The sequence below is a fragment of the Pauljensenia sp. 20925_1_27 genome (genome assembly GCF_041432835.1).
GTDB lineage: Bacteria > Actinomycetota > Actinomycetes > Actinomycetales > Actinomycetaceae > Pauljensenia.
Window position 1 is genome coordinate 1 of the sequence record NZ_JAPWAH010000003.1, and the last position, 12432, is coordinate 12432.

Here is a 12432-nt window from a genome sequence, read left to right on the forward strand (position 1 = left end):
CTGCCGGCAACTGTTCGGTCGGTTGTTGGCCGTAGTTGACTGCCGGCAACTGTTCGGTCGGTTGTTGTTCAGTAGAGTACTGGCCGTTGTTATCGCCGTTAAGAGGTTGCTGATTGGGGTCGTACGGGTTGGACATGAGGACTCCCTGAAGTTGATAGTGGTAGAAGTCTGGTGAGTGCGGCCGATCTCGCCCGTGGCCGGAGACCGAAGAAGTAGCGGGACAGGCTGCAGCACAGGCTCGTTGATTACTGGAATGTTGTCTCGATCAAACCCGTCGCCGGGTCATAGTCTGCCTTGCAGTTGAAGTCGCCATTGACGGCCTCGTTGGTTGAGGCTTTCCTGCCGGTCACGCGACCCGTGTACTCGTAGGTTTGCTTACTGGAGGTCGAGGAAACCATGGTGATCTGCTGATCCGTGATAGACGCGCCCTTGATCGCCGCGTTGATCTGGCTGTCGCAGGTGGACATGATCCTCGATTCGACATCGGGGTCGGATCCGCCATTCGACCCCTTCGAGCCCTTGGAGGAGCCCGTACCGGTGCCAGATCCCGACGTCGGTGACGGCTTGGAGCCGTAGGTGGGCGACGAGGAAGGCTGGCTCGTGGGCTTCGATCCGTATGACGGAGAGCTTGACGATGTGGGTGAGGGGCTTGCTGAACGGTCGTCTTGAGAGGACGACGAGCTGTATCCGAATACGAGATAGATGACTGTCGCTACGACGAGGGCAGCGACAAAAGAACCGGCAATGATCGCAATGATCTTCCCGTTGTTGGAACCCGAAGGCTGCGGGCCCATCGGGCCGCCCGAGTAGGCGGGTTGGCCGTACGGGGAAGCGCCGTACCCGCCCTGAGGGGACTGCTGGGAGTATCCGCCCTGCTGATATGCACCTTGCTGGTAGCCTCCCTGCTGGTTTCCTCCCTGAGGGTAGCCTCCCTGATGGGGGTATCCGCCTGCTCCCTGCTGAGGCTGGAAGGGCTGTTGATTATGCTGCGAAAATGGCGAACTCATAGCGAACTTTCGTAGAGGTGAGAGAGGTCTCAGGGATAGTTCTGTATCCTACCAGGCGCTAGGCTTATGGCATGACAATCGACTACCTGACCCGGCCTCGTCCCCTGTCGCCACGCGACGATATTCTGCCTGTCATCATTGGCGGAGACTTCGGCGTGTATGGAATCGGGCGCTGTTTCAACGAAGCATTCGGTTGCCGATGCGTCTGCGTCGGGTCCCAACCCACGGAGTCGATCACACGGTCACACTTTTTCGATGTCCGACACGTGAGCGCCCACGCGAGCGATGCACAGCTCCTCGACGTCCTGATGACCATCGCCGGTGAGCACGCGGACAAGAAACTTATCCTGATGGCGAACCACGACATCTTCTCCGCGTTCGTCGCCCGCAATATGGAGGCGCTGTCGAGGCACTACGCCGTGCCTTTCCCGACCGAAGAGGTCATGGATCGACTCACTGATAAGGAAGAGTTTGCGCGCGCGTGTGAGCGCGCGGGGATTGACTCGCCGGGCACGGTCGCGGTCAATTTTTCCGGCGTTGACGACGAGGCCTGGGTTGCCCCGGACATTCCGTTCAGTTTCCCGGTCGTCGCCAAGTCCGCAAAGGGCGAGCCCTACGACGTTCTCGAGTTTGAAGGCAAGCGCAAGATCTGGTTCATTGATACGCCGGAGGAGCTGGCGCAACTCTGGAAGACCCTGAAGGATGCAGGCTTCCGCGATACTTTCCTGGTCCAGGAGCTGATCCCCGGGGACAACACGGCGATGCGATCGATCACCGCTTATGTCGACTCGCGTGGGAAGGTCACCCTCATCGGTTCGGCCCGCGTCCTACTGGAGGATCACGCCCCCACAATGATCGGCAACCCGGTTGCCATGATCACCGAAGACTTCCCCCAACTGTGGGCCGACGCATGTGCCCTCCTCACCGAGAACGGGTACCGCGGATTCGCGAACTTCGACGTGAAGATCGACCCTCGCGACGGGCGCGCCCTCTTCTTCGAGGTCAACCCTCGAATCGGCCGTAACAACTGGTACATGGCCGCTGCCGGCGCGAATCCGATGATCCCCATGGTCGCAGACCTTATCGACGGGCAGGAATGTGAGCAGGTCCAGGCTAAGGACGAAATCCTGTACACCCTCGTCCCGGATTCCCTGCTCCTGCACTACATCACGGACCCCGAGCTGCGCAAGCGTGTCAAGCGCATCATCCGGGAGGGGCGCCGCTTCGACCTGCTCCTGAACCCGACGGAGAAAGACCTGCGCCGTAATCTCACTGTTTGGCTGCAGAAGCAGAACCATCGTCGTAAGTTTGCCCGCTACTATCCGGAGCCCACGGAGACGTCCTACTGACGTCGTGGCTCTTCCGTGCGCTGCCCCGGCCTCGTCGGCGGGGGAGTAGGCCCTGATAGACTGACACCCTACGCGACCGATATTTCCGACCAACGAGGACACCATGACGACAACCGCACTCGTGCCCATTTCCAAGGACGATAAGATCGCTGCGGTCTCTGGCTTCCAGGACCGTTCACTTCCCATCGAGCAGGCGTGCGTGTGGGAGGCGTTCGAGGAGTCCCAGGGACACGGGGTGTGGGGCCGCTACGCGTGGTGCGAGGATGACGCGAAGATCGCGTTCATCACGCTCTATAAGTACTCCGTGCGCGGCGTCCACTACCTGTGGGCCAAGTGGGGACCGGCGTGGGTGAAGGAAGCGACCCCCGAGCGCGAAGCGGCTCTGCGTGCCGACCTCCTGCGTGAGATCAAGGCGAAGGACAAGTCGGTTGCCTTTGTGCGCCTTCATGCTATCTACCAGCACCCCGATCTGTGCATGCCGCTGCAGACAATCTCCTACGACCGTACCGTCGTCATCGACACCAGCGGCAAGACCGAGGAGGCAATCCTCGCCGCCATGCCCAAGGCCGGCAAGCGCTCCATCCGCTCGGGCCTGAAGAAGGGCAAGGCCCAGGGCGTGACCTTCCACGAGGACACCGCGAACGCGGCCGAGGTCATCGACGAGTACTACGCCGTCATGGAGGAGACCGCCCAACGTGACGGATTCCGCCCGCATCCCAAGGATTACTACCTCACGCTCCTGACGATCCTCGGCCCCAAGCACGCGCGTATCTTCTCGATGCGTGACGCCGAGGGCGACATCCTCTGCTGGGACTTCTGCCTCGTCGAGGGAATCCGCGCGCAGGCAGAGTACGGCGCCTCCACTGAGGGCGGCCGACGCCTGCGTCAGCCCCCGGTCCTGGACTTCCTGGCCGCCGAATTCCTCGCCCGCGACGGCGTGCGCGAATTCGACCTTATGGGTGCCCACTCGCCGCGCTGCCCCGAGCTCTACAGCGTCGGCAAGTACAAGAGCGCCTTTGCCTCGCACTTCACAGACGTTCCCGGCGGATGGGACATGCCGATCAAAAAGGCGACCTACCGGGCCCTCAGTGCGGCGAAAGCTGTCAAGGACTGGCGTGCCCGCTCCTGAAGCGTTCGCGCCACAGGGATAGAATCCCAGTAACAACACAATCTCGCGTACCTCATGAAACTAGGAGACACAGTGCCCGATATCTCGCTCGTCATTGACGGACATGAACAAACCGTACCGGCGGGGACCACGGGCACGACGTGGTTCGAGAAGTCTCGCGATGTCGTCGCTATCAAGGTTGACGGAACTCCGCGCGACCTCGAGACCTCCTTCGAGGAGGGCACGACCGTCGAGGCCATCACGCTGGCTAGCGAGGACGGCCTGAACATCCTGCGCCACAGCGCCACCCACGTGCTCGCCCAGGCCGTCCAGGACGTGTTCCCCGACGTCAACCTCGGCATCGGCCCCTTCATCACCGACGGTTTCTACTACGACTTCGGCAACATCGACGCGGTCACGCCCGAGCTGCTGCGTGAACTCGAGAAGCGCATGAAGCGCATCGTCAAGGAGGGGCAGCGCTTCGTGCGCCGCGAAATCTCCGAAGAGGAGGCCACCCGCGAGCTGGCCGCTCAGCCCTACAAGCTTGAGCTCGTCACCACCAAGGGCAAGGGCGCCGAGGGTGCCTCCGTCGAGGTTGGCGGTGCCACGCTCACCATGTACGACAACGTCCGCCGCGACGGCTCCGTCGCGTGGAAGGACCTGTGCCGCGGTCCCCACCTGCCCTCCACCAAGCTCATCGGTAACGGCTTCGCGCTGACCAAGGCTTCGGCTGCCTACTGGAAGGGCGACCAGTCGAACGATCAGCTCCAGCGCATTTACGGCACCGCCTGGGCCTCCAAGGAGGACCTCGTCGCCTACCAGGAGCGCATCAAGGAGGCCGAGCGCCGCGACCACCGTCGCCTCGGCGCCGAGCTGGACCTATACTCCTTCCCCGAGGAAATCGGCCCCGGCCTCGTCGTCTTCCACCCCAAGGGCGGCATCCTGCGCCACGAGATCGAGTCCTACGTGACCGACCGACACAAGTTGGCCGGCTTCGACTTCGTGCACACCCCCGAGATCTCCAAGGGCGGACTCTTCCACACGTCGGGTCACCTGCCCTACTACGCGGACACGATGTTCCCGCCCATGCTCGTCGACGAAGAGCGCGATGAGGACGGCAACGTGACCAAGGCAGGCCAGGAGTACTACCTCAAGGCCATGAACTGCCCGATGCACAACCTCATCTTCCGTTCGCGCGGCCGCTCCTACCGTGAGCTGCCCCTGCGCTTCTACGAGCTGGGCCACGACTACCGTTACGAGAAGAGCGGTGTCGTTCACGGCCTGACCCGCATGCGCGGCTTCACGCAGGACGACTCGCACACCTACTGCACCCCCGAGCAGGCCTCGGAGGAGATCCGCAGCCAGATCGAGTTCTTCCTGTCGATCCTGTCGGCCTTCGGCCTCAAGGACTTCTACCTCGAGCTGTCCACGCGCGACGAGGACGGCAAGAAGAAGGATAAGTTCATCGGCTCGGACGAAGACTGGGCGGCCGCCACGAAGGCCCTCGAGGATGCCTGCGCCGCAACCGGTCTCGACCTCGTTCCCGATCCGGGTGGTGCCGCCTTCTACGGCCCCAAGGTCTCCGTCCAGGTCAAGGACGCGATCGGCCGCACCTGGCAGATGTCGACGATTCAGTATGACTTCAACCAGCCCGAGCGTTTCGACCTCGAGTACACGGCGGCCGACGGTAGCCGTCAGCGCCCCGTGATGATCCACTCTGCGAAGCTTGGCTCCGTTGAGCGCTTCATCGGCGTCCTCACCGAGCACTACGCGGGTGCGTTCCCGGCGTGGCTCTCGCCCGTTCAGGTCCGCCTCATCCCCGTCGCCGAAGCCTTCGACGGATACGTCAAGGACGTCGCCGCCAAGCTACGCGAGCGCGGCGTGCGCGTTGAGACCGACCTGTCCGATGACCGCTTCGGGAAGAAGATCCGCAACGCCTCCAAGGACAAGGTTCCCTTCACGCTCATCGCGGGTGGCGAGGACGTCGAGGCGGGAGCGGTTTCCTTCCGCCTGCGTGACGGTTCGCAGCATAACGGCATTGCTGTTGACCGCGCAATCGAGCTGATTGTGTCGCACATCGAGGCGCGTAACAACGCGGATCAGATCGACGGTCTCGACGAAGCGTGAGAGACATGAGCCGCGACGCCGATCCCGATGCGATCGGTATTACGAACGGCCCGTTGCCGACCGAGGACGCCCGCTCGCTGGCGGGCGTCCCGGACGGCTTCGGTCGCTTCTGGACCCCCTATCGGATGGCTTACATCCGCGGTGAGGGGAAGCCTTCAGACGCCTCGGATGTCGGCTGCCCGTTCTGTACGGCACCCGGCAAAGACGACCAGACTGGCCTGATTGTCCACCGCGGACGCACGTGCTTCGTCCTCATGAACCTGTTCCCCTACAACTCGGGGCACCTGCTCGTGTGCCCGTATCGGCATGTTTCCGACTACACGGAGCTCACCGATGAGGAACGCGTCGAGTTGGGTGACCTTACGGCCACCGCGATGCGAGTGACGCGGGCTGTTGCTGCGCCAGCAGGTTTCAACCTCGGCATGAACCAGGGAGAGGTCGCCGGGGCAGGAATCGCCGCGCACCTCCATCAGCACGTTGTTCCCCGCTGGCTGGGAGACGCCAACTTTCTGCCGATTATCGCTCAGACGAAGGCCGTCCCCGAGCTGCTTGAGGACGCTCGCGCCCGGCTGGCCGCTGCCTGGCCCAAGGAGAACTGATGCTCGGAAATCACGGACGTTCTATCACGAGGGCCGTCTTTACACCGCTCGCGCGTGTTCTCGCGCGCGCGGGGGTAACCCCCAACATGGTGACGGTCGCGGGAACGGTCGCGACTGTCGCCATCGCGGTGATCTGCATCCCGCAGGGGTGGATCTGGCAGGGAGGCATCGCTCTCGCGGTCGTGATGTTCGGCGATTCCGTCGATGGGACGCTCGCGCGTATGACGACGGGAGGCACCCGTTTTGGTGCCTTCCTTGACTCGACGCTTGACCGTCTGGGTGATGGTGCCGTGTTTGGATCGCTTACTGCTTACGCGGTCTTTCACATGGACAACTCGTCCGTTCGTACGTGGACGATCATTGCCGGTATCTGCTCGATCGTCGGTGCAGCCGCCGTTCCTTACGCACGCGCCCGCGCGGAGTCCGTTGGAGTTGTCGCCAAACTGGGGATCGCCGAGCGAACCGACCGGCTCATCATCGGTATGGGAACGGCCATGCTGATGAGCCTCGGCCTGCCGGAGTGGGTGTTCGCGTGCGGCCTGACGTGGGTTGCGTTCGCCTCATTCGTCACGGTGTGCCAGCGCATTTGGTTTACCGCTCGCCACATTGACGAAGGAGCCCAGTGAGTTTCTCGCCCCTGTCACTCGCTTTTTCCGTTGCGCCACGCCTTCCGCTACGCCTTGTCATACGCATGGCGGATACGGGTGCATCGATCGCTGCGAGACGTGGGGGAGCCATGATCGAGCGGCTGCGCTCCAACATGGCTCGTTTGACCGGAATTGATCCATCGGATGCGCAGGTGCGCGATGCGGTTCGCTCCCACATCCGCAACTACGCCGAGCAGCTGATGCTCGGATCACGTCGCGGCGCACCATTGCTTGAGGGCGTGTCCTTTGAAGGGTTCGAGGCCTTGGTACAGGCGAGCGAGGATGGGCCTGTCGTCCTCGCTCTGGGGCATTCGGGCAGCTGGGACCGTGCGGGTGCTTGGGTCTGCGCGCACGGTCGTGGCATCGTTACCGTGGCCGAGAAAGTTGAACCTCCCAGTCTCTTCGATCGTTTTGTCGCTCTGCGCGAGGGACTGGGCATGGAAATTATCGGCGTCGCGAAGGGCGAATCGGTGTTCTCGACGCTCATGGAGCGCGTTCGCGGACGCAGCGTGATTGTGCCGCTTCTGGCGGATCGAGACATTTCCGGCTCGGGTATTGAAGTCGATTTAGGGACGCGGCGGGCGCTCGTCGCGGCGGGGCCGGCCGCCCTAGCAACAAAGCTCGAACGCCCGCTTTTTGCGGCGTGCATTACCTACGAGAATGAGAGCGCAACGGGGGCTGACGTGCGCGTGCGCTGCGTCGGGCCGATCACCGTCGGTGAAGAGGAACGCCCGGGGTTCAACCGCGTCGAGGCTCTCACGCAGGCGTGGGTGGAACAGTTTGCCGCCATGATGGCGTCGAAGCCTCAGGACTGGCACATGATGCAGAGGGTGTTTGTCGAAGACCTTGACCCCGAACGGCTTGCACGCGCGAGGGCCGAGCACGAGAGGAAGAATCGATGAAGATCGGGATCGTGAACCCGTACTCCTGGGACGTGCCCGGGGGAGTGGGCTTTCATATTCGTGACCTTGCGCTGAAGCTTCGTTCGCGCGGCCACGATGTGCGGGTGCTGACCCCTTCAACATCCGATGACCTGCCCGAGTGGATTACATCCGCCGGCTCCTCTGTGTCTATTCCCTTCAACGGGTCGGTTGCAAATATTTCCATCAAGCCCAAGGCTCTCGCGCGCACCCGTCGGTGGCTCGCGGACAACGACTTCGATGTGGTGCACGTTCACGAACCCGTCGTGCCTTCGGTGTCGATGGCTGCCGCGATGCTCTCGAGTGCACCTCTCGTGGGTACGTTCCATGCAGCACTCGGACGCTCAGTATCTCGCGCGATTGCGTCGGCTCCGATGCGCCTGTACATGGAACGCATTGGCGTGCGCATCGCTGTCTCAGAAGAGGCTCGACGCACCCTGATTGAGCACCATGGGGGAGACGCCGTCATTATCCCGAACGGCGTGGAAACGGCATCGTTCCGCACGGCGCAGCCCCTGGACCAGTGGGTTGCGACGGACGAACGACCGGTCATCGTGTTCCTTGGCCGCCTTGATGAGCCGCGCAAGGGACTGGGTATTTTCGCGGGTGCGATCGAGTCTGTTCTCGAGCGCGTTCCAGGCACCCGTTTCTTGATCGCGGGGCGCGGAGATGCCCCCGATATTCGCGCGACTGTGGCACGTTTCGGAGATTCAGTCTCGTTCCTGGGTGGAATCAGCGATGAGGAGAAGGAATCCCTCCTCGCCGGAGCGTCGATCTATGTGGCTCCGCAAACCGGCGGAGAGTCCTTCGGTATTGTCCTTGTCGAGGCCATGGCGGCCCGAACCACCGTTGTTGCCTCCGATATTCCAGCGTTCCGAGCCGTTTTGGAGGATGGTCGAGCGGGCGCACTCTTCGAGACCGGTAACAGCGACTCCCTTGCCTCAGTCCTAACGGACCTGCTGGGTGATCGCGAGCGCCTCGACGCCCTCGCGGATGCGGGTCAGCGTGCGTCCGCTCAGTACGACTGGGAGGTCGTCGCGGATAAGGTATTTGAGGTCTACAAGCTCGCCATCGACATGGGCAGTCCTGCAGATTCGGGTTCGAGGCGGGCGCTCGATCTGATTCGTGGCCGTGATGACGAGGAGAACCCCCGATGATTCATGTCTCGCCTTGGACGGTTGTTCTCGCCTGCGTGTGCGTCATCGTGGCAGCCCTCGTCGCGGGCGTTTCCATCACGCGTGCGCGTCGGCTCGATCGCCTGCATCAGCGAATCCTCGCATCGCGCGACGCGCTCTCTCGTCTGCTGTTGCGTCGTGCCTCGGAGGCGGAACTGCTGGCTCACGTAGCCGGCCTTGAAAGCGCGGGTGGCCCCAGCCTCGTCGATGCCGCACGCGCGTATATCCAAGACGGTGGCGATCAGCTGACGACAGACGGACTCGACCGGCGCACGAGTGCGCAGCGTCAGGCGGATCGCGTCGAGGTGAGTGCTCGGCTGGAGCGAGCGTCGGCATTGACGCGTGCGATCCGGGAAACGCTCACACCGGACGTGCGTGCGCGTATTGAAGAGGACCCGCAGGCGAAAGCGCGACTCGAGGCACTCGACGCGACGTGTTACCGTATCGAACTCACCCGAAACGTCCACAACGTCGATGTAGCGGGAGTCCGTGCTCTGCGTTCCGCACGAATGGTAAAATTACTTCGGCTCGCCGGACACGCGCCGGTGCCCGAGCCTATTGACTTTGATGACGACACACATATCGGCGGACGGGGATACTGACATGAACACGACCCACTGGGGAGGGCCGGGAGAAGACTATCGCCTGAAGAAAATTAGCAGTGTTAACGTCGATATGGTGAATGGCATGTCCACGCCAGCCCCCGACGATGCCGCGCCCGTGTGGCAGACGCCGAAGGCACGGCATTCGTTTCCGTGGCTCGAGGTCATCATCACGACGGTCAGCACGATCGGTCTCATCGCGCTTGTTATCTTCTGGCTGAGCCCGGCGTCATCGGGTGTCGTATCCCTCGTCCGGACGAGCCTTCTCGCGCTCGTTCCTCTCCTCATCGTCGTCAGCTTCATTCTGTTCATCGACCGCTGGGAGCCTGAGCCGTGGAAGACGAAGGGCGCTCTCTTTCTCTGGGGAGCGGGGGTTGCCACGATTTCTGCCGGCATCCTGAACACAGCCCTTCAGGAGAACATCATCCTCTCGCTCGGTGATGTCAATCAATCCAACGCACTCGCCGCTACCTTTATCGCCCCACTCATCGAAGAGACCCTCAAGGGGTTGGGTGTTCTCATCGTCGTCGTCGTGCGTCGAACCAACATCAATTCGATTATTGATGGCGTCGTCTACGCGGGTTTTTCTGCCTGTGGATTCATGTTTGCCGAGGACATCCTGTACTTCCTCAGGGTCGATGATCCCGCTGACAGCAGTCTCCTGTTTACCTTCATTATGCGTGGAATCGCCAGCCCCTTCGTGCACGCCATGGCGACCTCGATGACGGGTATCGGCCTCGCGCTGGCGCTCATCAAGTTCAAGCGCGGCTGGTCCAAGACCGGCATTGTCCTGGTGTTCTGGTTCTTTGCGATGGTCATCCACTTCGTATGGAACGGAACCGCGTCGTTCCTGGGTCAATACTTCTTCCTGATCTATCTCGGGATCGAAGTTCCAGCCTTCGTGGTCTGGGCGATCACGCTCATTATTTTGTCCCGGAAGGAAGCCGAGAAGATCCGCGTTGGACTCGTCCCGTACGTGCGTACCGGGTGGCTTATTCCCGGCGAGGTCACGATGGCCACGGATAGGCGAGCACGCAGGGCCGCCCTCAAGTGGGCCCGCAGCGGCGGACGCGAGGCCAAGCGAGCCATGCGTTCCTTCCTCGTCAACCTCGCGTCGCTGGGAATGGATCAGCGCCTCATGGCCAAGCATGGCCCCGACCGTGCGCGCATCGATAACGATCAGCGCATGCTGGCCGAAGCCGTCGAGAATAGGCGCGAATTCTTGCGTCTGACGTCCATCGCCGAGCAGCAACAGGACGTGACCGACGCCGTTTCCCGCCTCGCACAGGCGCGCTAAGAAAGAAGAACTATGAGCAACAATTTCCCGCATTCCATGCCTCCGCAGGGCAATATGCCGCTGAATCAGCAGCAGAACCAGTCGGCTCTGGGCGGTCAGTACGGTGCGCCGGCGAGTTCGGGTTACGCTCCCGTGCCTCAGCCCCAGCAGGGACAGTCGGCACCGGGTGGGCAGTACGGTGCGCCTGCGGGTTCGGGTTACGCTCCCGTGCCTCAGCCGGGCGCTTCGGATGTGCCGCAGCCGCAGGAAGCGAGCGTTCCGCAGCCGCAGCCTGCGCGAAGCTACGCTCCCACTGCTTCCACCGGACAGTCTTTCGGCACTTCGGCACAGATTCCTGCTCCAGACCCGATGACCCGCTTCGAACCAGAAGCACAGTTCACCCCGTCCTTCCAGTCATTCGTTAATACTGCGCCGACCATGCCCGGGCCCAGCGCCGCACAGTATCCGCAGGCTGCACCACAGCAGGTGCAGGCGTGGGCTATGCCCACAACTGCCAAGAAAGCGCCGGTTTTCGAAGCCGTCGTGATCGGTGTCGGCGCGGCTTTGATGCTTGTGGGTATCAGCGGCTTCCTCTTCGCGAGCGGACCGTTCCTTGGTCTTCTCCTCGCCATCTGCTGCCTGATTCCTCTTGCCATTACTCTGACGTTCCTCCAGTTCGTGGACCGCTTTGAGCCCGAACCGTGGTGGACGAAGATCGCGGCTCTGCTGTGGGGCGGTGGTGTGGCGATTTTCTTCGGCATCATCTCGAACGAAATCGCCGGCAGTGTTGTCGCAAGCGCAACCGGTAGCGAAGCTGCGGGACAGATTTTTATGGTCGTTGTTGCCGCTCCAGTCGGCGAGGAATTCCTCAAGGCCCTCGGCGTGCTCGTGATCGTGATGATGCGTCGTAACAGCATTTCCTCCCCGCTCGATGGCCTCGTTTACGCCGGTTATTCAGCGGCCGGATTCCTGGTTGTCGAAGACTTCACCTATTTCGTGAGAGGCGCCTACGCCGGGCAATTCGCTCAAATGTTCATGATGCGTGTCTTCCTGGGTGTCTTCGGACACATCATGTACACCTCGTGCACCGGCTGGGCGATCGGGTGGGCTGCGACGCGCACTCGTTCGGTGGGTACCGGCATCGGCGTGAGCCTCCTCGGCTACCTCATCGGTGTGACGATGCACGGTGTGTGGAACGGATCCTCGGTGATCTCTGGCAGCCGCGGTGGCTTCTTGTTGCTCTACTTCATCATTCAGGTTCCCCTGTTCTGTGGCTGGCTGTTCTTCGTGTCCCGTGCGATGCGTCGAGAGCGGCGCGATATCGCCGCCGGTCTCATGCCCTACGTCAACCAGGGCTGGATTCTGCCCAGCGAAGTCCAGATGGTGTGCGATCCCGCTGCACGCCGAAACGCACTCTCCTGGGTGGCGAGCGGCGGCCCTGAAGCAAAGCGGGCGATGAAGTCCTTCATGAACAACTTGGCGTCCCTCGGCCTCGACCAGGTCATCATGAACGTGCGTGGTCCCGAACCGGGGCGGATTGAGGATACGCAGCAAAAGGTGCAGGAGGCGACGACGCAGCGTCAGACCTTCCAGGCGCTCATGGGCATCCGCCCCATGTGAGT

11 protein-coding genes are annotated in these 12432 nt (G+C 62.2%); 10 read left to right on the forward strand and 1 reads right to left on the reverse strand.

The window, feature by feature from the left end:
- Positions 1 to 245 precede the first annotated feature (245 nt).
- Positions 246 to 1007: a hypothetical protein gene (locus tag O3684_RS02765; RefSeq protein WP_500064955.1), complete on the reverse strand. Its 762-nt coding sequence runs from the start codon at positions 1005 to 1007 to the stop codon at positions 246 to 248.
- Between the two features lie 71 nt (positions 1008 to 1078).
- Between O3684_RS02765 and O3684_RS02770 the strand changes: the two genes are divergently transcribed.
- The 10 genes from O3684_RS02770 (at position 1079) to O3684_RS02815 (ending at position 12430) form a co-directional block, all read left to right on the forward strand.
- Positions 1079 to 2356, forward strand: a complete 1278-nt coding sequence (locus tag O3684_RS02770; RefSeq protein WP_500064956.1) for a carboxylate--amine ligase — start codon at positions 1079 to 1081, stop codon at positions 2354 to 2356.
- Positions 2357 to 2459: 103 nt separating this feature from the next.
- Positions 2460 to 3485 carry a lipid II:glycine glycyltransferase FemX gene (locus O3684_RS02775; protein WP_500062719.1) on the forward strand — a complete coding sequence of 342 codons (1026 nt, stop codon included), beginning with the start codon at positions 2460 to 2462 and terminating at the stop codon, positions 3483 to 3485.
- A gap of 72 nt (positions 3486 to 3557) precedes the next feature.
- Positions 3558 to 5591, forward strand: coding sequence for a threonine--tRNA ligase (gene thrS, locus O3684_RS02780; protein ID WP_500064958.1), 2034 nt, complete (start codon positions 3558 to 3560; stop codon positions 5589 to 5591).
- Between the two features lie 5 nt (positions 5592 to 5596).
- Positions 5597 to 6190, forward strand: coding sequence for an HIT family protein (locus O3684_RS02785; RefSeq protein WP_500064960.1), 594 nt, complete (start codon positions 5597 to 5599; stop codon positions 6188 to 6190).
- Entirely contained in the window at positions 6190 to 6816 is a 627-nt protein-coding gene (gene pgsA / locus O3684_RS02790) for a phosphatidylinositol phosphate synthase (RefSeq protein ID WP_500062722.1), read from the forward strand. The genes O3684_RS02785 and pgsA overlap by 1 nt, the downstream gene beginning before the upstream one ends.
- Entirely contained in the window at positions 6813 to 7739 is a 927-nt protein-coding gene (locus O3684_RS02795) for a phosphatidylinositol mannoside acyltransferase (RefSeq protein ID WP_500062723.1), read from the forward strand. The genes pgsA and O3684_RS02795 overlap by 4 nt, the downstream gene beginning before the upstream one ends.
- Positions 7736 to 8914, forward strand: a complete 1179-nt coding sequence (locus tag O3684_RS02800) for a glycosyltransferase family 4 protein (RefSeq protein WP_500062724.1) — start codon at positions 7736 to 7738, stop codon at positions 8912 to 8914. The genes O3684_RS02795 and O3684_RS02800 overlap by 4 nt, the downstream gene beginning before the upstream one ends.
- Complete coding sequence (locus tag O3684_RS02805) at positions 8911 to 9534, forward strand: hypothetical protein (RefSeq protein ID WP_500064962.1); 624 nt, start codon at positions 8911 to 8913, stop codon at positions 9532 to 9534. The genes O3684_RS02800 and O3684_RS02805 overlap by 4 nt, the downstream gene beginning before the upstream one ends.
- A 1-nt stretch (position 9535) precedes the next feature.
- Entirely contained in the window at positions 9536 to 10831 is a 1296-nt protein-coding gene (locus O3684_RS02810) for a PrsW family intramembrane metalloprotease (protein WP_500064963.1), read from the forward strand.
- Between the two features lie 12 nt (positions 10832 to 10843).
- Positions 10844 to 12430 (forward strand): PrsW family intramembrane metalloprotease, encoded by a 1587-nt coding sequence (locus O3684_RS02815; RefSeq protein ID WP_500064964.1) that lies wholly within the window; start codon positions 10844 to 10846, stop codon positions 12428 to 12430.
- Positions 12431 to 12432 lie beyond the last annotated feature (2 nt).